Origin of the sequence: Candidatus Njordibacter sp. Uisw_058 (assembly GCF_047730065.1) — a bacterium.
GTDB lineage: Bacteria > Pseudomonadota > Gammaproteobacteria > Pseudomonadales > Balneatricaceae > Njordibacter.
The window spans coordinates 2514176-2538488 of sequence record NZ_CP159829.1 but is presented as its reverse complement, the minus strand read 5'-3'; the positions used below and the strand labels follow the sequence as shown (position 1 = coordinate 2538488).

General features: G+C 46.4%; 26 protein-coding genes and 1 tRNA gene. 24 read left to right on the top strand and 3 right to left on the bottom strand.

The window, feature by feature from the left end:
- Positions 1-21: 21 nt before the first annotated feature.
- Together ABXT59_RS11925 and ABXT59_RS11920 are read left to right on the top strand one after the other, a co-directional pair.
- The gene (locus ABXT59_RS11925; protein ID WP_443636325.1) at positions 22-579 is read left to right on the top strand and encodes a toxin-antitoxin system YwqK family antitoxin; all 558 of its coding nucleotides are present in this window, start codon (positions 22-24) and stop codon (positions 577-579) included.
- Between the two features lie 145 nt (positions 580-724).
- Entirely contained in the window at positions 725-1141 is a 417-nt protein-coding gene (locus ABXT59_RS11920) for a toxin-antitoxin system YwqK family antitoxin (protein ID WP_443636324.1), read from the top strand.
- 295 nt (positions 1142-1436) lie between these two features.
- Here the strand turns inward: ABXT59_RS11920 and ABXT59_RS11915 are convergent.
- Positions 1437-1521: transfer RNA gene (locus ABXT59_RS11915), tRNA-Leu, on the bottom strand.
- Positions 1522-1596: 75 nt separating this feature from the next.
- Positions 1597-2511: a DMT family transporter gene (locus ABXT59_RS11910; RefSeq protein ID WP_443636323.1), complete on the bottom strand. Its 915-nt coding sequence runs from the start codon at positions 2509-2511 to the stop codon at positions 1597-1599.
- 264 nt (positions 2512-2775) lie between these two features.
- Between ABXT59_RS11910 and queA the strand changes: the two genes are divergently transcribed.
- From queA to secF, 5 genes are all read left to right on the top strand, one after another.
- On the top strand, positions 2776-3822 hold the full coding sequence (gene queA, locus ABXT59_RS11905; RefSeq protein WP_443638618.1) for a tRNA preQ1(34) S-adenosylmethionine ribosyltransferase-isomerase QueA: 1047 nt from the start codon (positions 2776-2778) through the stop codon (positions 3820-3822).
- Positions 3823-3836: 14 nt separating this feature from the next.
- Positions 3837-4958, top strand: coding sequence for a tRNA guanosine(34) transglycosylase Tgt (gene tgt / locus ABXT59_RS11900; protein ID WP_443638616.1), 1122 nt, complete (start codon positions 3837-3839; stop codon positions 4956-4958).
- A gap of 36 nt (positions 4959-4994) precedes the next feature.
- Positions 4995-5324, top strand: coding sequence for a preprotein translocase subunit YajC (gene yajC / locus ABXT59_RS11895; RefSeq protein WP_443636322.1), 330 nt, complete (start codon positions 4995-4997; stop codon positions 5322-5324).
- A gap of 86 nt (positions 5325-5410) precedes the next feature.
- A complete protein-coding gene (gene secD / locus ABXT59_RS11890; RefSeq protein WP_443636321.1) occupies positions 5411-7297 on the top strand; it encodes a protein translocase subunit SecD in 1887 nt (628 codons plus the stop codon).
- Positions 7294-8265: a protein translocase subunit SecF gene (gene secF / locus ABXT59_RS11885; protein ID WP_443636320.1), complete on the top strand. Its 972-nt coding sequence runs from the start codon at positions 7294-7296 to the stop codon at positions 8263-8265. The genes secD and secF overlap by 4 nt, the downstream gene beginning before the upstream one ends.
- A gap of 110 nt (positions 8266-8375) precedes the next feature.
- Here secF and ABXT59_RS11880 read toward each other — a convergent pair whose 3' ends face one another.
- Positions 8376-9164 carry an inositol monophosphatase family protein gene (locus ABXT59_RS11880; protein ID WP_443636319.1) on the bottom strand — a complete coding sequence of 263 codons (789 nt, stop codon included), beginning with the start codon at positions 9162-9164 and terminating at the stop codon, positions 8376-8378.
- Positions 9165-9349: 185 nt separating this feature from the next.
- Between ABXT59_RS11880 and trmJ the strand changes: the two genes are divergently transcribed.
- The 17 genes from trmJ to der all read left to right on the top strand — a co-directional run bounded on the left by trmJ (position 9350) and on the right by der (position 24296).
- Positions 9350-10105, top strand: a complete 756-nt coding sequence (gene trmJ, locus ABXT59_RS11875; protein WP_443636317.1) for a tRNA (cytosine(32)/uridine(32)-2'-O)-methyltransferase TrmJ — start codon at positions 9350-9352, stop codon at positions 10103-10105.
- Between the two features lie 99 nt (positions 10106-10204).
- Complete coding sequence (gene cysE, locus ABXT59_RS11870) at positions 10205-10972, top strand: serine O-acetyltransferase (protein ID WP_443636316.1); 768 nt, start codon at positions 10205-10207, stop codon at positions 10970-10972.
- Between the two features lie 91 nt (positions 10973-11063).
- Entirely contained in the window at positions 11064-11537 is a 474-nt protein-coding gene (iscR, locus tag ABXT59_RS11865; RefSeq protein ID WP_443636315.1) for a Fe-S cluster assembly transcriptional regulator IscR, read from the top strand.
- 60 nt (positions 11538-11597) lie between these two features.
- A complete protein-coding gene (locus tag ABXT59_RS11860) occupies positions 11598-12812 on the top strand; it encodes an IscS subfamily cysteine desulfurase (protein ID WP_443636314.1) in 1215 nt (404 codons plus the stop codon).
- Between the two features lie 105 nt (positions 12813-12917).
- Entirely contained in the window at positions 12918-13295 is a 378-nt protein-coding gene (iscU, locus tag ABXT59_RS11855; protein WP_443636312.1) for a Fe-S cluster assembly scaffold IscU, read from the top strand.
- Between the two features lie 39 nt (positions 13296-13334).
- On the top strand, positions 13335-13658 hold the full coding sequence (iscA, locus tag ABXT59_RS11850; RefSeq protein WP_443636311.1) for an iron-sulfur cluster assembly protein IscA: 324 nt from the start codon (positions 13335-13337) through the stop codon (positions 13656-13658).
- Between the two features lie 23 nt (positions 13659-13681).
- Entirely contained in the window at positions 13682-14209 is a 528-nt protein-coding gene (gene hscB / locus ABXT59_RS11845) for a Fe-S protein assembly co-chaperone HscB (RefSeq protein ID WP_443636309.1), read from the top strand.
- An 11-nt stretch (positions 14210-14220) separates the two neighbouring features.
- Complete coding sequence (gene hscA / locus ABXT59_RS11840; protein ID WP_443636307.1) at positions 14221-16104, top strand: Fe-S protein assembly chaperone HscA; 1884 nt, start codon at positions 14221-14223, stop codon at positions 16102-16104.
- Positions 16105-16146: 42 nt separating this feature from the next.
- On the top strand, positions 16147-16485 hold the full coding sequence (gene fdx / locus ABXT59_RS11835) for an ISC system 2Fe-2S type ferredoxin (RefSeq protein ID WP_443636306.1): 339 nt from the start codon (positions 16147-16149) through the stop codon (positions 16483-16485).
- A gap of 27 nt (positions 16486-16512) precedes the next feature.
- A complete protein-coding gene (gene iscX / locus ABXT59_RS11830) occupies positions 16513-16713 on the top strand; it encodes a Fe-S cluster assembly protein IscX (protein ID WP_443636304.1) in 201 nt (66 codons plus the stop codon).
- Positions 16714-16842: 129 nt separating this feature from the next.
- Positions 16843-17250 carry a nucleoside-diphosphate kinase gene (gene ndk / locus ABXT59_RS11825; protein WP_443636303.1) on the top strand — a complete coding sequence of 136 codons (408 nt, stop codon included), beginning with the start codon at positions 16843-16845 and terminating at the stop codon, positions 17248-17250.
- A 135-nt stretch (positions 17251-17385) separates the two neighbouring features.
- Positions 17386-18501, top strand: a complete 1116-nt coding sequence (gene rlmN / locus ABXT59_RS11820; RefSeq protein WP_443636302.1) for a 23S rRNA (adenine(2503)-C(2))-methyltransferase RlmN — start codon at positions 17386-17388, stop codon at positions 18499-18501.
- A gap of 123 nt (positions 18502-18624) precedes the next feature.
- Complete coding sequence (locus ABXT59_RS11815) at positions 18625-19677, top strand: RodZ domain-containing protein (protein WP_443636301.1); 1053 nt, start codon at positions 18625-18627, stop codon at positions 19675-19677.
- 42 nt (positions 19678-19719) lie between these two features.
- Positions 19720-21000: a histidine--tRNA ligase gene (hisS, locus tag ABXT59_RS11810; RefSeq protein ID WP_443638614.1), complete on the top strand. Its 1281-nt coding sequence runs from the start codon at positions 19720-19722 to the stop codon at positions 20998-21000.
- Between the two features lie 41 nt (positions 21001-21041).
- Positions 21042-21674 carry a YfgM family protein gene (locus ABXT59_RS11805; RefSeq protein WP_443638612.1) on the top strand — a complete coding sequence of 211 codons (633 nt, stop codon included), beginning with the start codon at positions 21042-21044 and terminating at the stop codon, positions 21672-21674.
- 52 nt (positions 21675-21726) lie between these two features.
- Entirely contained in the window at positions 21727-22872 is a 1146-nt protein-coding gene (gene bamB, locus ABXT59_RS11800; protein WP_443636300.1) for an outer membrane protein assembly factor BamB, read from the top strand.
- 11 nt (positions 22873-22883) lie between these two features.
- The gene (der, locus tag ABXT59_RS11795) at positions 22884-24296 is read left to right on the top strand and encodes a ribosome biogenesis GTPase Der (RefSeq protein ID WP_443636299.1); all 1413 of its coding nucleotides are present in this window, start codon (positions 22884-22886) and stop codon (positions 24294-24296) included.
- Positions 24297-24313 lie beyond the last annotated feature (17 nt).

The window sequence follows — 24313 nt, the reverse complement described above, 5'->3', positions numbered from 1 at the left end:
TCTCCTAGTTGGAGTGCAACGATGGATGATTTAGTGTTTCGTGAAGGTCTCTATTACGAAAAGTTCACTGATGTTCCATTTAATGGGAAGGTAACTGGGAATCCTCAAGGATCGTACAAGAACGGTAAAAGAGATGGTGCTTGGGCTCAGTACTATAAGAACGGTAAGTTAGAGTACAAAGGTAACTATAAGGACGCAGAGAGAGACGGTGATTGGGTTCAGTACGACGAATTTGGTCAGTTATGGTGGAAAGGTAACTTTAAGACCGGTAAGGAAGAAGGTGCTTGGGTTTATTACCGCAATGGTCAGTTAGAATCCAAAGGTAACTTCGAGCATGGTAAGAGAGAAGGTCATTGGGTTTTTTACGGGTATTCTGGTGAGTTAGGTTACAAAGGTAACTACAAGAACGGTTTTAGAGAAGGTGCTTGGGTCGGTTACCATGTGAATGGTCAGTTATGGTGGAAAGGTAACTACAAGAACAGTCAGCACGAAGGTTTTTGGGTTAGATACGAAGAAAACGGAACTGTTCAGAAAAGATTAACAGGAACATTCAAAGACGGTGTGAAGATTAGTGATTGAGTAGTCAGAGATTGCCCCTCTAAGTTCTAGTCCAATCGTTTGAACATCGAACCTAGTTTGGTATAGTCATCTAATGAAACTAATCAAAACACTCCTCACCATCCTCTTCATATCACTTCTCTCGCCTCCAAGTTGGAGTGAAACGATGGATGATTTAGTTGAGCGTGATGGTCTTTATTACCAGAAGTTTAATGATGTTCCCTTTACCGGTGAGGTGACTGGTGGGGAGCAAGGGTCATTCAAGAGTGGTGTACCAGAGGGTGCTTGGCTTTGGTACTGGAGTAATGGTGATTTATTTAAAAAAGGGAACTACAAGAACGGTCAGAGAGAAGGTGCTTGGGTTAGTTACTTTCAGAATGGTCAGTTAGTTTACAAAGGAAACTACAAGAATGGTGTACCAGAGGGTGCTTTGGTTCGTTACCATAAAAATGGTCAGTTGAGTTACAAAAGCAACTTCAAGAATGGTAAGAGAGAAGGTGCTTCGGTTAGTTACAATGAAAACGGAACTGTAGATAAAGAATTGACTGGAACCTTCAAAGACGGTGTGAAGATTAGTGATTGAGTGAGCAATAAGCTGATCAAAGGTTAACGCAAGAGCCAGTTACAACACGCCTTACTTGAGGAAACTTGAGTAGGGCTTTTTTTTTGATTTGGATTTACTGTTTTCTTAAATTGAGAATTGGCTTTTTTAAATGTACTGGTGGCTACTACAGTTATCTACAGAAAGCCCAGCCACCCCACCCCCTCTTTTGGCTGAGATAATAGGGTTTTCATTCAAGGAATTATTCAAGGAATTGATGCTTTAGGCATAAAAAACCCCCATGCACTATACGTATCATGAGGGCTGCAATATGCGCTGGTACCAGTGCCCGGACTCGAACCGGGACGCCGCGAAGCAACGGATTTTGAATCCGTCGTGTATACCAATTTCACCACACTGGCACATTGAGGGGCGAATTATACAGAGTTAAGTAAAACCGTCAATGGCTTTGTCGGGGCTTTTGTCACATTAGCGGTCTATGTTTCACTTGCTCTGCGCCATAGTCGCCCATCAATGGCAGATAGGCCTAAAGCAATCATTGCCATACCGATGATGTGGGGTGTTTGTAGGCTTTCCTCAAGAAATAACCAACCCAATAAAATGGCAGAAACAGGCACTAACAGGGTGACGAGTAAAATGTTTGTGGCCCCAGCGCTAGCCAATAGCTTGAAATACAAAATGTACGCGGCAGCGGTGGAAAACATTGCCAAACTAATGATGGCTGCCCAAACTTGGGCCGGCACATTGGCATAGGGGTCATTACCATCCACCCATAAAGCGATGGGCAACAGGAGCAGAGTGGACCCCGTGACTTGTCCTGCCGCCACTAAAATAGTGTTAAGGCCTGTGGCTTTGAAACGGCGACCGTAAACACTAGCGCAAGCGTAGGACAGGGCGGCTGCTAAAATGGCAAGTTGGGCTAGCAGGCTGCTAGTGGCGATGCTCGATAAGTCCATCATCACAATAACGCCAGCAAAACCAACGACCACACCCGTGATTTTAAGGGGTGTGGCTGACTCATCGCGCAATAGTATGCCCGCCACAATGACACCAAATAAAGGCGCGGTTGCATTGAGAATTGCTGCTAAGCCTGAGCTAATCTGGCTTTGGCCCCAGACAATTAGGCTGAAAGGCAAGACGTTATTTAATAGTCCCATGGTTAATAATGCAATCCAAATGGGGGGGCTATTGGGTATTGGCAGCTTCAACGCCAGAACCACCAGCCATAATGTGATCGCAGCAAGGCCCACTCGAAGAGTGACTATTGTTAAAGGTGGCAAGGATTCAAGGGCTATTTCAGCAAAAAAGAAGGACCCACCCCAAAGTACCGACAAGGTCACAAGCATAGCCCACTCACGGCGATTCATAATGGTGTTGACAGCAGTTAGCATGGAGGTTCTCGTTATTATTTAATGGTTGCCGACTATTTTAAGGCAAGGTTATTGAATTAATCGTCGCGTTAAAAACATCTTAAAAATAACTTAAAAATAGCTTTGAAATATAAATAACGCTTGAGTCTCGCCTTGGGCACGCAGCTGGGAGACAGGCGTCATACTAAATCCATATAGTCCTGTGACTTGGCCCAAAGTTTAGGTATCATAGCACCCCTGACTTTACACCCTTTTTTTCTACGTGTTGACACTTATTTTAGCCCCATGCAAGTTTCTGACTTTATTTTTCATCTGCCCAAAGAGCTCATTGCTCGTTACCCCGCACCTGAGCGCACGGCGAGCCGACTCATGCACTTAAATGGTGAATCTGGAACTGTTTCCCATGGTGTTTTCACTGACTTGTTGGAGTTTATACAAGCGGGTGATTTGTTAGTACTTAATAATACCAAGGTCATCCCGGCGCGATTATTTGGTGCCAAGCAATCGGGTGGGAAAATTGAAGTATTAGTAGAGAGATTGCTGGGGCCACATAATTTCCTAGCTCATGTAAGATCAAGCAAAGCCCCCAAACCTGGGGCGCGATTATTGTTAGAAGGTGAGGTTTGGGCTACGATGGTGGCCCGTCATGAGAGCTTATTTGAACTAGTTTTAGATGAAGATGATGATGTGTTAAGTGTGCTGCAGCGCCTAGGGCATATGCCATTACCCCCCTATATTGATCGTCCCGATGACACCGCAGACCGAGACCGATACCAAACGGTCTATGGCGAGCACCATGGCGCTGTGGCAGCACCTACGGCGGGCTTGCACTTTGATCAGCCACTACTCGATGCCATAGCGGCAAAGGGAGCGACCTGTGCTTTTGTGACTTTGCACGTGGGAGCGGGTACTTTTCAGCCAGTTAAGGTTGAGCGCATTGAAGACCATCACATGCATGGTGAGCTAGTGGAAGTTAGTGCCCAGGTGTGTGCAGCGGTGCAACAAACTCGGAGTCAAGGTGGTCGAGTGATTGCGGTGGGCACCACCTGTGTGAGGGCGTTAGAGAGTGCCAGTGCTGAAGGTGAAATTATGCCGTTCAAAAGTGAGACTCATATTTTCATTTACCCAGGCTACCGCTTTAAGAGTGTTGATGCCTTGGTGACTAATTTCCATCTATCTGAATCGACCTTGCTGATGTTGGTGAGTGCATTTGCTGGCCGAGATCATGTGATGCATGCTTATGCCCAAGCCATTGAGCAAGGTTATCGTTTTTTTAGTTATGGTGACGCCATGTTGGTGACGCCCCAGTCTTCTGCTTTGGAGTGCCCATGAGTCGCAGTTGTTTTATGAAATTTGAACGCCTGACTCAAAGTGGTGAAGCCCGTCGTGGTCGCTTAACTTTCCCGCGGGGCTCAGTAGAAACCCCATGTTTCATGCCGGTGGGTACTTATGGCACAGTCAAGGGAATGTTGCCCAGAGATATTGAAGCCACGGGTGCAGAAATTATATTGGGTAATACCTTTCACCTGATGTTGCGGCCAGGCACTGAGGTGGTAAAGCTGCATGCTGATTTGCATAACTTTACCCAGTGGCAAAAACCCATTCTCACGGATTCGGGTGGCTTTCAAGTATTTAGTCTGGGTGCTAAAATTAACGAAGAAGGGGTTAAGTTTCAGTCTCCTGTTAATGGTGATACGGTGTTTATGACACCCGAATCATCGATGCAGGTACAGCGAGACTTAGGCTCAGATGTAGTGATGATTTTTGATGAGTGCACACCCTATCCTGCGACAGAGGATGAGGCTGCTGTGTCAATGCGTCGCTCTATGCGCTGGGCTAAGCGCAGCAAGGATGCCCATGGCGAGAGTCCATCGGCTTTGTTTGGTATCGTTCAAGGCGGTATGTATGAACATTTGCGAGACGAGTCTCTTGCAGGCTTAGCTGAAATTGGTTTTGATGGTTTTGCCATTGGTGGTTTATCAGTCGGTGAGCCGAAAGACGATATGTTGCGGGTGTTGGCTCACACGGCACCTAAACTACCTGCTGACAAACCACGTTATCTGATGGGGGTTGGTAAACCAGAAGATTTAGTGGAAGGTGTGCGGCGCGGTGTGGATATGTTTGACTGTGTGATGCCCACTCGGAATGCCCGGAATGGACACTTATTCATTACAGATGGGGTGGTAAAAATCCGCAATGCGGTGCACAAAACGGACCTTAGCCCCCTTGATAAAGATTGCGATTGTTATACGTGCACCCATTTTTCTCGGGCTTATTTGTATCATTTAGATAAGTGTCGAGAAATGTTAGGTGCGCAACTTAATACCATTCACAACTTGCATTACTATCAGCGGCTTATGGCAGGATTGCGTACAGCACTGGAAGCAGGTACATTGGACGACTTTGTCGATGATTTTTACCAACGGCGTGGCTTGTCTACGCCCGTTTTAGCCGGTTTTACAAAATAAATAATTTAATTTTTAGTTAATAATGTTGGAGATAATATGAGTTTTTTTATTGAATCAGCCGCAGCCGAAGGTGGCGCAGCCTCAGGTGGTGATCCAGGTTCTTTAGTCATTATGATGGTGATTTTTGCGGCCGTTTTCTATTTTATGATTTGGCGTCCTCAATCAAAGCGCACCAAAGAGCATAAGAACCTAATGAGTGGCTTGTCCAAGGGTGATGAAGTGGTCACTAATGGCGGTATGATTGGAAAAGTGGCTAAAGTGAGTGATGATTTTGTGACTATTACCTTGGCAGAAGGTATCGACTCCCATTTCCAAAAAGCGGCTGTGGCCTCTGTGTTGCCCAAAGGCACCATTAAGTCGATCTAAATTTGCCGTGTTAAAGCCTTAATTGGACGGCACATTTGTAGCCGACAATGGGGCTTTTTTTATGACTCGTTTTTCAAGGAAAGCCTGTGTTAAATCATTATCCCTTATGGAAAAACCTACTCATTGTTGTGGGTTTGGCCCTTGGTGGGCTTTATGCACTGCCAAACTTATACCCAGATGACCTGGCTATACAAATCTCTGGAGCAAGAAGTGCTACGGTCATTGATGACCGTGTGCTTGATGAGGTAGTTTACGCTTTAGGCGAAGCCGATATGAGCACCACAGGGGTGGCGTTAACTGATAAAAACGTACTCGTGCGTGTAACTGATTCTGAATCACAATTGCGTGCTAAAGCGGCTTTGAGTGATGCCTTGGGTGATCAATATTTGACTGCACTCAACTTAGCCCCTACCACACCTGATTGGTTAACTAATCTGGGCGCTGGTCCAATGAAGCTCGGCCTAGATTTACGCGGTGGCGTTCACTTCTTGCTTGAAGTCGATATGGTGCAAGCGGTGTCTCAACGCTTAGACGTGTATGTCAGTGAAATTAAAACGGCCCTGCGAGCGGAAAAACTGCGCTATCGTGCGGTATCTCGTGAAGCTGATGGTAGTTTACGAATTAAATTTATGGACGCCGAGGTTCGTGACCAAGCACGCTCTGAACTTAAGTCAAATTACAGTGAATTTCTAATGAGTGCTGAAGATGCAGAGGCTGATGGCGCCTACTACCTGCTGGTTAGCTTGAATGAATCTACTGTGCGTGAAATTGAGAACTATGCGGTTAATCAGAACTTAACCACCTTGCGCAACCGGGTTAACGAACTGGGTGTGGCAGAGCCATTAGTGCAACGCCAAGGCCGTAACCGTATTGTGGTGCAGTTGCCTGGTGTGCAAGATACGGCCGCTGCAAAGCGCGTACTAGGCGCCACAGCTAACCTAGAATTTCGCTTAGAAGCCAAGCCAGGCGTGGCTCGAGTAGCCATTGAGGAATTTACCTTTAGGTCTAACCCTGAGCGCAAAGCAAACTTAGAAAAAGACCTAATTATTAGTGGCACCAGTGTTTCCAATGCGCAGTCTAACTTTGACGAAACAGGCTCACCCCAAGTGAATATCGACCTTGATGCTCAGGGTGGTAAGTTAATGAATCGCATCACGCGCAATGCGGTGAAACGGCGCATGGCAGTGGTATTTGTAGAGCACAAGTCACGCATCAAATTGGTCAAAAAAGAAGGCCAACTGGTTGAACAGCGTCAATCTTATGTAGAAAAAAGTATTATTTCCTTAGCCACTATTCAAACAGCCTTGGGTAATAGTTTTCGTATAACCGGCCTTGATGGAGCGGGTGAAGCCTCAGAGCTAGCGTTATTGTTACGGGCGGGCTCTCTTGCTGCACCCATGTATTTCGTTGAAGAACGCACAGTAGGTCCTAGCTTAGGGCAGGAAAATATTGACCTTGGATTAACTTCGGTTCAAATTGGTCTGGCCTTAGTGGTTGTGTTTATGATGGCCTTTTATGGTGTTTTTGGTGTGATTGCTAACGTAGCTCTAGCCTTTAACCTGCTATTGGTTGCGGCCGTGATGTCATTATTGGGCTTTACCTTATCTCTGCCTGGAATTGCGGGTGTGGTGCTTACCGTGGGCATGGCAGTGGACGCCAACGTGCTCATTTTTTCTCGGATTAAGGAAGAGCTAAAAGCGGGCATGGCGCCCCAGTCGGCTATTAATGCAGGTTATGAAAGGGCGTTCAGTACTATTTTTGATGCCAATATCACCACCCTTTTGGTGGCCGTTATTTTGTACGCTGTGGGCACAGGCCCGATTAAGGGCTTTGCAGTGACCTTGTCTATTGGCATTGTAACCTCTATGTTTACCGCCATTATGGTGAGCCGGGCCATGGTCAATGGGGTCTATGGTGGGCGAAAAATTACAGACATTAAAATATGGCCTTTATTTATGGGAGCAGGCAAATGAGTGACCTAAAGATTATTAACTTTATGTCCTTGCGAAAAATTGCAGGGGCTTTGTCTATGGCCTTAGTGCTTGGCGCTTTGGCCTCTTTAGCCATCAATCAGCTCCAGTTTGGTTTAGATTTTACCGGGGGTACCTTAATTGAAGTAGGCTACGAACAAGCGCCTAATTTAGTTAATGTGCGTGTGCAATTACAGGACGCTGGTTTTGATGACGCCGTAGTGCAAAACTTTGGTTCCGAAAAAGAGGTGCTGGTGCGTTTAGGTCAAACCTTTAACGACAAAGTAGGCCAACAAGTGCTGTCGGCTTTGCAATCATCTGCGACTTCATCAGTTGAGTTGCGTCGTTCGGAATATGTAGGTGCACAAGTGGGTGAGGAGCTCACCGAGCAAGGCGGTTTAGGTATGTTGCTGGCGCTCGGCATCGTGATGATCTACGTCGCTTTGCGCTTTCAAATTAAGTTTTCAGTGGGTGCGGTGGTTGCCTTAATTCACGACGTGCTCATCGTGCTAGGCATTTTCTCGATCTTTAAGCTCGACTTTGACCTGACTGTCTTGGCGGCAATTTTGGCAGTGATTGGTTACTCCCTCAACGATACTATTGTGGTATCCGATAGAATTCGAGAAAACTTCCGTAAAATGCGCAAGGGCACGACCATTGAAGTCATTAATGAGTCCCTGACCCAAACATTGGGTCGCACCTTGGTTACCTCTATCACGACTCTTTTAGTGTTACTGGCGCTATTAATCTTTGGTGGTGAATTAATTCACGGCTTTGCTTTGGCATTAATGATTGGCGTTTTGGTAGGCACCTATTCTTCTATCTATGTAGCAGTCAACGTGCTGTTGTTGCTGGGTATTACCAAGGAAGATCTAATTGTACCACCCAAAGAAGAAGTCATTGAGGGCGAAGGGTTTGAAGAGGGTGAAGGCTTTGAGCAGGATTTAGAAGCAGACCTAGGTCGTCCTTAAAGTAGGGTTTTAATGGCCCTTATGCTTCTTTAAAAGACATGGCAGAGAAACTGCCATGTCTTTTATCATGCATTACTTATGACTTTTGACTTATCACTCGGACCTTAGCATTAAGCGCTATGTAAGGCTTTGAGCATAAGCTTGAGCAGTTTGGTATTCGCACACACTAACTCCCCATTATTCATGGCAGAGCCACCTGCAAAGTCTGCAGCGAGGGCGCCAGATTCTAATACCAACAATAAACCCGCGTCTGCTGTGTCATCAATATTGCTGTGCCACAGAGTATCAATGCGACCAGCAGCCACATAAGCTAATGCCATATTGTTACTGAGTTGGGTGTAGTTAGTGGCGCCTTGACTAAACAAATAACGACTTATGGTTTGGCCACGATCAAAATCTGTCAAGTCTTCACGGTTTTGGTTGCCACCACCGAACACTTGGGCGCCGTCTAGGGTGGCACGCTTGCTGGCGCGAATACGCCGGCCATTGAGTTGCGCGCCGCGGCCTCTGCTAGCGCAGAACTCTTCACCGCTAGTGGGGCAGATAATAATTGAGTGAGTTAACTTGCCTTCCTCATAGCAGGCCATAGTCAAGGTGAACATGGGGAGGCTATGGGCATATTGATCAAGGCCGTCAATGGCGCTAATGCGCCAAACTTTCGTGGGTGTTTCTGTGGGAGCATTCATCTCACCAGCCACAGAGCCAATCACGGCTTGCTCTGGGTGCGCTTTATGTATTTCATAGGCTATCGTGCGCTCAGCACCTTCAAATTGCTTGCGCAAATGAGCATCAAGTTCCTGGCCTTCTTCATGAATAAGATCCAGCCGTTCCATGGATCTGACGAGTTGTTCACTAGCAATACGCGCGGCACGCAGGCCAATGTTAATTAGCGGAAGCATGAATGAAATACCTTAAAGTTTATAAAGAACAGGACGCAATCGCGTCGACGGCGCGCAGTATAGCAAAAAAGGACTAAAAAAACCCAGCTGTGGCTGGAGAATCGCTCTCAAAACACGACAAAATGGCGGAATATCGCTATTATCCTGTCTTCAATATTTATTCACTTTTTAGGTTAGCTGCTTTCATGCAAAATTTAATGGCCAATGCGCGCATTGTCTTAGTAAATACCTCACATCCTGGCAATATTGGTGGGGTGGCTCGAGCGATGAAAAACATGGGTATTCACAACTTGGTATTGGTGGATCCACAAGAGTTTCCTAGTGGCAAAGCGGATGCCCGCTCAGCGGGTGCAAAGGATGTTTTGGCTAACGCGCGAGTGGTCAACACCTTAGCGCAAGCCATCGAAGGGTGTGGCTTAGTTGTGGGCACTAGCGCGCGCAGTCGCAATATTCCATGGCCTTTATTAGACCCAAGACAAACGGCAGCACAAGCCCTGTCTGAACTGCCAAAACATGAGGTTGCTTTTGTGTTTGGGCGTGAAGACCGAGGCCTCACTAATGATGAATTACAGTTGTGTAATTGTCATGTCAATATCCCTTCCCACGAAGACTTTAGCTCCCTCAACCTAGCTGCTGCGGTCCAAGTGATCACCTATGAATTGCGCATGGCGCTGTTGGCGGTAGATAAAGGAGAAGGGCCCACATCCATTTGGGGCACTGAGTGGGATGAAGAGTTGGCAACCAATGACCAAATGGAAAAGCTATTTGAGCACATGCAAGAAACGTTAGTGGAGGTCGAGTTCTTGGACCCAAAAAACCCGCGTCAGTTAATGACGCGCCTGCGACGATTGTATGTGCGGGTGCGCATGGATCGTATCGAGCATAATATCATGCGAGGTATTTTGACGGCGATTCAGCGCACGTTGAAAAAACCACGTTAGTCACCATATAAACCCCATAACCCAGACAACCTGTCTAAATGGCATCTTAGATGCTTGGACAAAGTGTGAGTTCTAGCCCTTTTAATGAGGATTTTGGTCATGTTTAGACATCTAAAAGAGGATATCGCTTCAGTTTTCCACCGTGACCCTGCGGCTCGAAATTTTGTTGAGGTTTTGACCTGTTATCCTGGCCTTCACGCCTTACTTATGCATCGGATTGCTCATAGTTTTTGGACCTTGGGCCTCAAGTGGCTAGCGCGTTATTTATCAACGATCACCCGCTGGTTCACAGGGATTGAGATTCACCCCGGGGCGCAAATAGGAAATCGTTTTTTTATTGATCATGGCATGGGTGTCGTGATTGGAGAAACGGCTATTATTGGTGATGATGTGACTCTGTATCATGGCGTGACTCTAGGCGGCACAACTTGGGATAAAGGTAAGCGTCACCCAACCCTCAACGATGGTGTGGTTGTGGGTGCAGGCGCGAAGATATTAGGGCCGTTTGAGGTGGGTAAAAATGCCCGTGTTGGCTCCAACGCTGTGGTCACCAAAGCGGTACCAGCAAACGCCACGGTGGTGGGCATTCCTGGGCGCATTATTGAGCGCCCGAGTGAGGCTGAACAAAAGTTACGTCAAGACCGAGCAGAAAAGTTTGATGCTTATGGCATGAGTTCAGACCTGCCCGACCCAGTCGCTAAATCCTTAGCAGCGATTTTGGACCACATGCATGCAGTCGATAAAAAATTACACTGCATGGCCACTAAAATGAAAGAGCTGGATGCGAGTTATATAGACGAGAGCCTACCTACCCTAAACGTGGCAGATTTTGAGGCAGCTATTGATTCCAGTGACGAAAAGCACTGATAAAACTCACTGTAAATGGGGGCGCTTTAATACTTGACTAATTTAGTCGGGTTTTAGTAAAATGGAGCATCACTAAATTACAGGCGCTCCAATGAAGCTCACCACGAAAGGCCGTTATGCGGTGACTGCCATGTTAGACCTTGCGATCCATGCGTCTGATAAGCCGATCAGTTTGGCTGATATTTCAGAGCGGCAAGTGATCTCCCTGTCCTATCTGGAGCAGCTGTTTTCCAAGTTACGGCGTCAAGGTTTAGTGCAAAGTGTAAGAGGTCCTGGGGGTGGGTATTGTCTCAGTCGGGGTGCTGAAAGTATTTTTGTGGCACAGGTGATTGAAGCGGTAAATGAGGCAGTTGATGCCACTGGATGTCGGGGCACCGAAAACTGCCAAGCGGGCAGTCGATGTTTAACACACGATTTATGGACTGACTTGAGTGACCAAATTCACTCATTTTTGAATAGTATTAGCCTAGCCAGTTTGGTGAAAGATGGTGATGCACAAGTCTCTAGCCAAGGCCAGATCAGACAAGCACATGCTGCAGAATTGCTAAATTTTGTCAGTGAGTGAGTATAGAATTACCTGTTTTTAGAATTGACTAATAGCTGTTTCGAACAGTGGAGAAGATACATGAAATTGCCTATTTTTTTGGACTATTCAGCAACGACACCAGTAGATCCTAGGGTTGCTAAACTAATGTGTGATTGTTTAACGCAAGAGGGTAACTTTGGTAACCCAGCGTCACGCTCTCATATATATGGTTGGCAGGCTGAAGAGGCGGTCGAAAATGCGCGCCGTCAAGTCGCTGATTTAATTAATGCTGATCCACGAGAAATTGTGTGGACCTCTGGTGCTACCGAGTCAAATAATCTTGCGATTAAGGGTGTGGCACATTTTTACCACAAAAAAGGTAAGCACATTATTACCTCTAAAATTGAGCACAAGGCGGTGTTAGACACCTGTCGTCAGCTTGAACGTGAAGGGTTTGAAGTGACTTACTTAAATCCCACGCCAGATGGTTTAATTAGCCCTGAGCAGGTTGCTGACGCGCTGCGTGAAGATACTATTTTAGTGTCCTTAATGCATGTGAATAATGAAATTGGTGTGATCACAGATATTGCAGCGATTGCAGAAGTAACGCGTGCTAACAAGGTGTTGTTCCACGTTGATGCAGCTCAAAGTACGGGTAAAATTGCCATTGATTTGGCCGCAGCAAAAGTGGATTTGATGTCATTCTCGGCTCACAAAACTTATGGTCCCAAGGGGGTCGGTGCCTTGTACGTGTGTCGTAAGCCACGGGTGCGTTTAGAAGCTCAGATCCATGGTGGTGGACATGAGCGTGGCATGCGCTCCGGAACCTTAGCAACTCACCAAATTGTGGGTATGGGTGCTGCCTTTGCGATCGCCCAAGAAGAAATGGCCGCTGATAATGCGCGCATCCAAAAGTTGGGCCAGCGCTTGTGGGATGGCGTTAAGGATATGGAAGAAGTCTATATGAACGGTCATGCTACACAACGCGTGGCGGGTAATGCGAACATTAGCTTCAACTTTGTAGAAGGTGAGTCCTTACTCATGTCTTTGCGTGAGTTGGCCGTATCGTCAGGCTCAGCATGTACTTCGGCTAGTCTAGAGCCTTCTTATGTGTTGCGTGCCTTGGGTATGAATGATGAGTTAGCCCATAGTTCGATTCGCTTTAGTATTGGCCGTTTTACCACTGAAGCCGACATTGATGAAGCCATCGCTTTGTCTCTCAATGCGGTTAATAAGTTGCGTGAACTATCGCCTTTGTGGGATATGTACAAAGATGGAGTTGACTTGGACACTGTGCAGTGGGCTGCACATTAATTGGAGCGCAATCCGCTCTGATGTAAAAAGTCCAATAAAGAATATATAACAGGCGCAGTGGTTGAACCACTGTGAGCCTATAAATTAGATAGAGAGGTGAGTAACATGGCATATAGCGAACAGGTTTTAGACCATTACGAAAATCCACGTAACGTAGGAAAAATGGATGAAACAGATGCGCACGTTGGAACCGGTATGGTTGGAGCTCCAGCCTGTGGCGATGTTATGCGTCTGCAAATTAAAGTTAATGATGCAGGTATCATTGAGGACGCTAAGTTTAAGACCTATGGTTGTGGTTCGGCTATTGCGTCAAGCTCATTGGTCACCGAATGGATGAAGGGCATGACCCTGGATCAAGCGGGTGAAATCCGTAATTCCAATATCTCTGAAGAGCTGGCCTTGCCGCCAGTAAAAATTCATTGCTCTGTATTAGCCGAAGATGCGATTAAAGCCGCCATTGTAAATTATAAGAGCAAGCAATAACGCTCTGGCGTTATTAAGTATTTTTAGGAGGAGGGCATCATGGCCATTACCATTACCCAAGCAGCTGCTGATCATGTCACAAATTATTTAGCTAATCGTGGCGAAGGTGAGGGTGTGCGCTTAGGTGTGCGTACCACAGGTTGTTCCGGGATGGCTTACATTCTTGAGTTTGTTGATAAAATCTCTGCAGATGATGCGATTTTTGATAGCAAGGGAGTGAAAGTAGTCATTGATCCAAAAAGCTTGTTGTATCTTGATGGTACTGAATTGGATTATGCCAAAGAAGGTCTTAATGAAGGTTTTCAATTTAATAACCCTAATTCAAAAAGTGAATGTGGTTGTGGTGAAAGCTTTAACGTTTAGTAGGCCTTTGGTGACCCAGTTCTATGGATATTAGCCAAGATTTTTTCTCTTGTTATGGACTGTCGCGTGACTTTGCCATAGACCTTGATGGTCTGCGCCAATCTCACCGACGCCTTCAGCAGCAGCATCATCCAGATCGGTTTGTATCCCAATCAGATAGTGATCAAAGGCAGGCAGTGCAAATTACTGCCTACTTGAATCAAGCCTATGCCACCTTAAGTGAACCATTAAAACGTGGCATTTACCTGTTGCAACTTCATGGTATGGATCCACTAGTGCCAACCAATACCAGCATGCCTCTAGACTTTCTATTGCATCAAATTGAGCAGCAAGAGCGTCTAGAAGATATACATCAGGCGCAAGATCCAGAAACTGAAATGGACACTATGGCATTTGAGTTGCAGACTCAGGCTAGCCAATTAGAAACTGAATTTGCTCAGGCCTATAGCTCAACTCAGTTGGAAGCGGCTGAAACATCAGTGCGTAAACTTCAGTTTATCGTTAAGTTACAGCAGCAATTAAATACCCTCGAGGGTGTATTGCTCGATTAAGGAATATATACATGGCCTTGTTGCAAATTGCAGAGCCCGGTCAAAGTGCTAAACCTCATCAGCGAAAACTTGCCGTAGGTATAGATCTTGGTACCACCCACTCGTTAGTAGCAAGTGTTCGTAGCGGACAAGTAGAGACTTTGCCTAATAGTCGAGGTGAGCATTTATTGCCTTCTGTGGTGCGGTATTTGGCTGATGAGTTGCCCCAAGTTGGCATTAAGGCTCAATCCCATTTAGTCGATGATGCTGCCAATACGGTAATGTCTGTTAAGCGTTTAATGGGCCGTGGTATTGAAGACGTCAAACGTCTGGGTGAAAACATGCCCTATTTGTTTGAAGCGTGTGATCAAGGCATGCCCCTGATTAATACGGTATCAGGGCTAAAAAGCCCAGTGCAGGTCTCTGCAGATATTCTTCGGGCTTTAGTGCAACGTGGAGAGAGTAGTTTAGGTGGAGAATTGGTGGGCGCCGTGATTACTGTGCCAGCTTATTTTGATGACGCGCAGCGTCAGGCCACCAAAGATGCGGCTCAATTGGCGGGTATTCAGGTGTTGCGTCTGCTCAATGAGCCTACTGCAGCTGCAGTGGCGTATGGTTTGGAGCAGGATCAGCAAGAGCAAGGCACGATTGCCGTATTCGATTTAGGTGGAGGTACTTTTGATATCTCGATACTGCGCATGGAGCAAGGTGTATTTGAAGTGCTTGCGACGGGTGGCGATTCTGCCTTAGGTGGTGATGACTTTGACCATGCTTTGGCTGAATGGATGCGTCATCAAAGGCAGATACCGGCTCAACTAGACTTATCACAACAGCGTTTTTTACTGCGCCTTGCTAGAGCAGGCAAAGAATTATTAAGTCATACGCAAACGACTCAAATGTCCTTTAGTGGTTGGCCAGGTGACGCAGACTTTGCTGACATAGAACTGACTCGTGAGCAGATGAATATATTGTTAGATCCAATTATTGATAAAGCGATTAAAGCCACTAAGCGCACCTTAAGAGATGCCAAAGTGACGGTTGATGGGATTTCGCGAATCGTCATGGTGGGAGGATCAACGCGCAGTTTAAGGGTGCAAGAACGGGTGACTGAATTATTTCAGCAACCGTTACTAACAGACATTGACCCAGACCGAGTGGTCGCCTTGGGCGCAGCGCGTCAGGCTGATGTGTTGGCGGGTAATCAAAGTGGTGAAGAATTACTCTTGCTTGATGTGTTGCCCCTATCCTTAGGTTTGGAGACGATGGGCGGCTTAGTGGAGCGGGTTATTGACCGCAATACCCCCATACCCGTGGCCCGTGCTCAAGAATTTACAACCTATCAAGATGGTCAAACAGCCATGGCGATTCATGTGTTACAAGGTGAGCGTGAACTGGTTCAAGATTGTCGTTCTTTGTCTCGTTTTGAACTTCGTGGTATTCCTCCAATGGCGGCAGGTGCAGCTAAAATTCGAGTGACATTTCAGGTGGATGCTGATGGTTTGCTAGAGGTGAGCGCCCGTGAGTTAACTTCTGGTGTGGCGGCGTCGGTGCAAGTAAAGCCCTCTTATGGCTTGTCTGACTTACAAATTGCAGACATGATTAAAGCCAGTTGGACCAATGTGGAAGACGACCGCAGTGCGCGCAGTTTGCGCGAACAGCAAGTGGAGGCTGATCGTCTTTTAGAAGCGGTGACTATGGCCCTTGCTGAAGATGCTGAACGTCTTCTTACGGCGTCAGAACAGCAAGCTATCGTCACCCAAATGGAGCAATTAGTCGTGGTACGCAACGGCCAAGACCATCATGCCATCGCTAAACAAATTGAAATTATGGCTAAGGCCAGTGATGCCTACGCAGCGATGCGTATGGATGACAGTATTAAACGGGCCCTTGCGGGTAAGTCTGTAGATCAGCTGTAACCCAGCTGGCCATAATTGTAGTGAGCTTAGGAGCTAACGTACATGCCACAAATTATTATTTTGCCTCATGCTGAACTTTGTCCAGAGGGGCAGGTGTTTGAAGCCCCTGCGGGGCAGACTATTTTAGACGCTGCTAAGGCTAATGGTATCGATATAGAGCACGCTTGTGAGAAATCATGTGCCTGCACCACTTGTCACGTCGTTGTGCGTGAAGGCTTTGATTCAATGATTGAATCTGATGAATTAGAAGATGACATGTTAGATAAGGCTTGGGGTTTAGAGCCAGACTCTAGACTCAGTTGTCAGGCGGTCATTGCCGACGACAATTTAGTAGTGGAAATTCCAAAGTACACTATTAATATAGTCTCTGAAGCCCATTAAGGCTGCTAGATATATGGGGAGGTTTTTATGAGTATGTTATGGACAGATACCCTTGATATAGCGATTGAGTTATATGAAGCCCATCCAGATGTGGATCCGCGCCTAGTGCGGTTCACCGATTTAATGGAATGGGTCATGGCCTTGCCCGACTTTAATGACGATCCCAAACGCTGTGGAGAAAAGATTTTAGAAGCGATTCAGACCGCATGGATTGATGAATTGGATTAGCGTCAAGCAGTCTATTAAAGAAGTTCGATACAGCGTATAATCACGCGGTCAAAATTGTCGTATCTTTGAATACGATTTTGCTTTTTTAATATTAACCCATTTAATGGGTCCCACTGTTTGGAGAATACCATGGCGGTAGAACGCACTCTGTCCATCATCAAGCCTGATGCTGTAGCAAAAAATGTAATCGGCAAAATCGTTTCTCGTTTCGAAACTAACGGCCTTAAAGTTGTTAGTATGGAAATGAAGCAATTGTCTGAGGCTGAAGCCCAAGGCTTTTATGCTGAGCATAGCGAGCGACCATTTTTTGGTCACTTGGTTGCATTTATGACCTCTGGGCCTGTTGTTGTGCAGGTTCTTGAAGGTGAAGGTGCAGTGAACAAAAACCGTGATCTAATGGGTGCAACTAACCCACAAGAAGCAGCTGCAGGCACAATTCGTTGTGACTTTGCAGAGTCCATAGATGCAAACGCAGTTCATGGATCAGACTCAACGACGTCAGCCGCTCGCGAAATTGCTTACTTCTTCGGTAGCTAATTGAGTTGGCTTAACGTAGGCTGATGATTAGCCGCTAACACAGCTTGCAACGTGCGGCGATCTTTGTGAACGCCGCATTGCCTTTAGACCATCAAAATGGTGACGCAAAATTAGGTAATGTTTACAGGTCTTAAAATGTCCGAAGTTAGCACGAAAATAAATATTTTGGGGTTTTCCCAAGCGCAAATGGAAGCCTTTTTCAAAACCATGGATGAGCCGAAGTTTCGGGCAGTTCAAGTGATGAAATGGATCCATCAGTTTGGTGCAGACGACTTTGAAAGTATGAGCAATGTGAGTAAAAAGCTGCGTGAAAAACTAACCCTAAGTGCTGAAATTATAGAACCTGAAGTGCTGTATCGTGGTGATTCAAAAGATGGGACGCGCAAGTGGGTCATTGGTGTCTCCGGTGGTAACAAGGTTGAGATGGTGCTTATTCCTGATGGTGACCGAGCGACTCTGTGTGTGTCATCTCAAGTTGGCTGTGCTTTGGACTGTAGCTTTTGTTCGACGGGCAAACAAGGATTCAACCGCAATCTAACCGCGGCTGAAATTGTTGGCCAATTGCGAATTGCCATTAAGTCCTTTGGCCCAGTGGATCCAAATGGACCCAGAAGAGTCACCAACGTTGTCTTTATGGGTATGGGCGAACCTCTGCTTAATTTTGATAGTGTGACTCCTGCCATTGCCCTGATGATGGATGATAATGCCTATAACCTTTCCAAGCGTCGCGTAACCCTGAGTACTGCAGGCGTGGTGCCTGCCATCGATCGTTTGAGTCAAATCACTGATGTGTCCTTAGCCATTTCTTTGCACGCTCCTAATGATTTACTGCGCAATGAACTGGTGCCGGTGAATAAAAAATATAATATTGAGGCTTTGTTAGATGCCTGCAACCGCTACTTAGAAAACCTAACAGACAAGCGGGTCATCACCATGGAATACACCATGATCGATGGTATTAATGATCAGCCCAAGCATGCCCGTGAACTTGCCCAAGTGCTTAAGCGGGTGCCTTGCAAATTGAATCTTATCCCGTTTAACCCGTTTCCCGGATCAGATTACCGTCGTAGCCCAAGACCACAAATTGAAGCATTTCAGCGTATCATGGCAAAATCTGGCATTACCACCACCATTAGATCGACTCGGGGTGACGATATTGACGCCGCCTGTGGGCAACTTGTGGGTCAGGTCAAAGACCGTACTCGGCGCAGTGCAGCCCATGCGGCCCGTATTGAAGCTAAGCAAATTTAGCCAAGGAACTTACCCATGCTGGTAGTGTCCAAAAATCAGCGCTATGATAGGCGTATAGCGTAGTAAAAAAGGCGTGGTGATGTGCATGAAACCAGCCTCCTAAAACAATAAAAGGATCGGATAGTGAACGATGTGGAATTATTAGGTATGCAGGACCAGCCAGAATTAGACGGTGAAGTGCGTGGCTTTCCTGGTCATTTATTGCGCGAGGCTCGCGAAGAGCGTGGCTATTCGCAAAAAGAAGTTGCGCGCGACTTGCACTTAACATCAAAAGTTATCGATGCGCTTGAAGAAAGTAACTTTGACATCATTTCAAGTTCTCTCTTTGCTCGGGGGTACATTCGTTCATATGCTCGTCATTTAGGTTTGGATGGTCAGGCCTTAGTGGCTGAGTTTGATGCCATATACGGTGTACCAAACCAAAACAAAAAGCCCATGCCAGGCGTCCACCAGTTGGGCCAGCAAAGTAAGCCCGGTGATACCTGGGTGAAGTTAATCTCAATTATTTTTGTCATTGGCTTGGTGGTCGCGTCAGTTTTATGGTGGCAACATCAAAACGGTGGGTCAATGCTCCAGCGATTAAATAATGTAACGCTGTCAAACACTGCAGCTGACCTGGTTGTTGAAAGTCTTGGGGAAGACGATAATAGTTCTGACATGGAATTACTCGCGGCCAACCCTAGTGAAGTGGGAGCAACGGTGTCTGACGATCAGGCAGCAGCCACAGAGGCGCCAGTTCAAACATTGGATGTGGCTGAAATAGTGGCTGTTAAACCGATAGTGACTGCTCTAAGTGAAGCTGTATCAGTGAGCCCTGAAATGAGTGATGTTAGTGATTCATCTGCACTCAACCCAGAAATTATCGCAGTGCCAGCAGTGGCCCAAACAGAAGAGTCTACAGGGGCTGCAGATGTTGCAGTGCTGGGGCCAAATGAAGTCCTGCTTATGATGGCGTTTGACAAAGACTGTTGGGTAGAGATTAAAGACGGTAACGGAAAAATGATATTGTCGGACTTATACGCTTCAGGTTCGACCATTGAACAAGTCGTCACTGCGCCAATAGAAATATTGCTGGGCCGTTCTTCTGGTGTGGCTCAGATGACATTTAATGGTGAGGTCATTGACTTAAAACCACATACTCGAAAGGATATTGCACGTCTTACTTTGAGTAAATAGCTCTATCTTAGTTAGTGACACCCCCCATTAAATAAGGAACACATTTTGGCGTCTATAAAAGCCATCCGTGGCATGCACGATATATTGCCATCTGAAACGCCTTTATGGCAGTTTTTTGAAGCACAAGTAAAGTTGGTCTTTGACCAATACGGTTATCAAGAAATTCGTATGCCGATCGCTGAAAAAACTGATCTGTTTTGTCGCTCTATCGGTGAAGCCACTGATGTGGTGGAAAAAGAGATGTACACCTTTGCCGATCGCAATGGTGACAATATGACCTTGAGGCCAGAAGGCACAGCATCTTGTGTGCGCGCGGCTCAAGAGCATGGCTTAACCTATAACCAAGTGCAGCGGCTGTGGTATCACGGCCCTATGTTTCGTTACGAGCGCCCACAAAAAGGGCGTCAGCGGCAGTTTCACCAGTTTGGTGCCGAAGCGTATGGCCTAGATGGCCCCGAGGTCGATGCTGAACTCATTATAATGACTGGGCGGCTGTGGCGTCAGTTAGGTCTGCAAGATGCGGTAACTTTGCAGTTGAACACTTTAGGCAGTGCAGCGGCTCGGGTCACTTATCGCACTGACTTGGTGGCATTTTTGCAAGTGAATATGCACTTGTTAGATGCGGACAGCCAGCGTCGAGTTAGCACTAATCCGCTGCGAGTATTGGACAGTAAAGATGCTAACACTCAAGCGGTACTCGATGGCGCACCTGAATTTTACGGCTATTTAGACGATGATTCTCGAGTACATTTTGAGCGCTTATGTGCATTGTTAGATGCTGCAGGCATTAGTTACGAGCTTAATCCGCGCTTGGTCAGAGGCTTAGACTACTATTGTAAAACAGTATTTGAATGGGTGACTGATAAATTGGGCGCTCAAGGTACCGTATGTGGTGGTGGTCGATACGATGGCATGATCGAGCAGTTAGGTGGCAAGCCTACACCTGCGGTGGGATGGGCCATGGGTGTAGAACGCATGATTTTGTTGTTGCAAGAAATGCAACAAGAACCTGCAGGTCTCGGCCAGCAAGCAGATGTTTACCTTGCTCATATGGGTGCTGCTGCAAGCATGCGCACTATGCAGTTGGCCGAACAATTACGTACCGACATTCCTGGTTTGCGTGTGCTGTGGCACTGTGGTGGTGGTAGTCTCAAAAATCAGATGAAAAAAGCAGACCGTTGTGGTGCTAAACTGGTGCTTATTATGGGTGAAGATGAGTTGACCTTAGGTCAAATTCAAATTAAACCATTACAAGGACAGAGTGAGCAGCGCAGCATATCTTTAGATCAAGTTTTAGCGCATGTCGTGGAACTTACTCAATAAATACTACAAGTAGCATAAAGGAGTTTTTGGTTGTGGCCGAAATGAAGACAGAAGAAGAACAAGTAGAAGCGCTAAAGCGTTGGTGGCAAGAAAATGGCAAATCACTCATACTAACGATTGCCGTGTCTGTGGGTGGTGTGTTGAGTTGGAATGCTTACCAAGACCATCAGACTAACGAGTCAGAATTAGCCAGTGTTTACTTTCAACAGTTAATGACGAGCGCTCCTGCGGGTCAATTGGGAGAAACTGAAATAGCAGAAATACGCTACAACAGTGATCTACTTAAAAAAGAATTTAGTGCCAGTACTTATGCTCAATTTGCAGCACTCATGATTGCGAGGGTTGAAGTTCAAGAAGGTAATTTGGCTGCAGCAACCACTGAGCTAGAGTGGGTCATAGCTCAGCAAGGTGATGTGGAAGTTAGGACTTTAGCCACGCTTCGTTTGGCCAAGTTGCTAGGTGCACAAAATCAATATGATGAAGCGCTAGCTTTATTGGTCGATGCTGACGATGCATGGCAGTTAGGTCGGTTAGAAACTCGGGGTGATTTGTTAGTTGCTCAAGGGGATTTAGATGCTGCGCGTGCAGCGTATACGGAAGCTTCTTTGCTGGCCGTAACCAGTGGTACAAACAATCCATTGTTAGGTCTTAAACTGGACAACCTTGCGCAATAAGTATACTGATGCCTTGGGGTCCAAGATTAATGAGCAGTTTAGGAATGTTAATATGATTGCTAGAGCGTTGAAGCTATTTATTAGCTGTTTAACTTTAATAGTTGTTAGCGCCTGTTCTTCATCTGGCAGCAATCTGCCAGAGCCCACAGCTTTAAATGACATCACACCTCAGTTGCAGCTGGCAGAGCAATGGTCTGTATCTGTGGGAAAAGGAGACAAGAAGAGCACTTCAGTAATGCAGCCTGTGATATCAGAAAATGATATTTTTGCGGCGTCAGGGCAGCACTTAGGATCTTTCAATTTAGAGACGGGCGAAGTTAATTGGAAAATAGACCTTGCTGAGCCATTGACTGCGGGAGTAGGCCACATAAACCAACAGTTATTCGTGGCTACTCAAAGTGGTAAATTAGTTGCGGTGAGTCGTGCTGATGGATCAGTTATCTGGCAGGTAAACACTTCGAGTGAAGCTCTAGCGGCGCCGCAAGCCAATAGCAATATTGTGGTGGTGCAAACAGTTGATGGAAAAGTCAGTGCTTATGCTATTGAAGATGGAAAGTTTCAATGGTCTTATACAGCCAATCTTCCCAGCTTAACCCTGCGTGGCACCAGTACGCCTCTGATTAATGAGCGCTATACCTATGCTGGCTTCGCTAGTGGTCAATTGGTTGCCCTAGATAATGAGCTAGGTGGTGTCGTCTGGCAAAAGAGTATTGGAGCCGCTAAAGGCCGCTCAGAGATCGAGCGCTTAGTGGATGTAGATGGCATGTTAAGTTTGGTGGATGACGTGCTTTTCGCGACTAGCTATCAAGGCAAAATTGCTGCCATTGACGCGTTAACAGGAACCACTATGTGGCAACATCCCCTGTCTAGCGCCACTGGCACAGTGATCGCAGGTGATGCAATTCTTGTCGTTGATGCTGAGGACACGGTGCTGGCCTATGATCGGCAACGAGGCCATGTGCTGTGGCAGAATAGTGACCTTAAATATCGCTCATTGTCTGCCCCTATGGCGTTCGCTGGTCAAGCATTAGTTATTGATGCGCAAGGTTATGCTCATTTGCTCCAGCTTAGTAATGGTGACTTTGTAGGCCGTCAAAAAATGGCGGTTAAAAGCGCTCGGCTTGGCAGTCAACGCTATCAGGATAATATTTTCTTACTCAGCCTCAATGGACGTCTTATGCGTCTAGGCTTGAAATAATTGGTTTATTTATGAATCCCGTAATTGCCCTTGTTGGGCGTCCGAATGTGGGTAAATCCACACTTTTCAACCGCTTAACCCGTTCCCGTGATGCTTTAGTTGCTGATTTCCCAGGGCTCACCCGTGACCGTAAGTACGGTGAAGGTAAAACGGGTGAAAGGGACTATCTTGTCATCGATACAGGAGGAATCAGTGGCGATGAGACGGGCATTGATCAGGTGATGGCCGAACAGTCTTTGCTGGCTATCGAAGAAGCTGATGCGGTATTGTTTTTGGTCGACGGTAAAGCAGGTCTTAATCCTTCTGATGAATTAATTGCTGATCACTTGCGCCGCTGTGATAAGCCAGCTTATTTAGTGGTGAACAAGACTGACGGCATTGATGCTGATGTGGCCATGGGCGACTTTTATGGTCTAGGACTAAAAGGTATGCCTCGAGCTATTGCAGCGTCCCATGGGCGAGGCGTCAGCCAGCTCATTGAAGATGTGTTGGCACCTTTTCCAGAAGATGAGGGTTTCCCATCTGAAACGGAAGGTGGTATTCGAATTGGTGTGGTTGGGCGGCCCAATGTAGGTAAATCCACCTTAGTGAATCGCATGTTAGGAGAAGACCGAGTAGTGGTGTTCGACGAAGCAGGCACTACTCGTGACAGTATTTACATTCCTTATCGGCGTAACGACAAGCCCTATACCTTGATTGATACGGCGGGGGTGCGTCGGCGTCGCAGTGTCAAAGAAACAGTAGAAAAATTTTCTATTGTTAAAACTTTGCAAGCCATTAAAGATGCCCATGTAGTGGTGTTAGTGGTTGACGCTCATGAAGGCCTGACTGAGCAAGATATGCACTTGTTAGGTTTTGTTATTGATGCGGGTCGCGCCTTAGTGATTGCTGTTAATAAGTGGGATGGCATGACTGTGGACGACAAGGCTCATGTTAAGCATGAGTTGCAGGCCCGTTTAGAGTTTGCTAAGTTTGCCCGCATTCACTTTATCTCAGCCTTACATGGCTCAGGTGTGGGCGATTTATACCAATCTGTTGAAGAGGCGCACGATTGTGCCTTTACTAAGTGGAGCACTAACAAGTTAACCACTTTACTTGAAGATGCCATTCTAGACCATCAGCCACCTCTCGTGCATGGTCGCAGAATTAAGTTACGTTATGCCCACCTTGGCGGCTCTAATCCGCCGTTATTTATTGTGCATGGCAACCAGACTAATGCCTTGCCCACCACTTACAAGCGGTACCTAGAAAACAAATTTATTAAAGTACTTAAAATTCGTGGTACTCCAGTGCGCTTTGAGTTTCGCACGAGTGATAACCCATTTGATGGCAAAAAGAACCAATTGTCCCAGCGCCAAATCACTAAGAAACAGCGTTTAGTGAAGCACGTCAATAAAGCTAAGAAAAAGGCTAAAAAGAAGTAATGTTTAGAATCACTGCG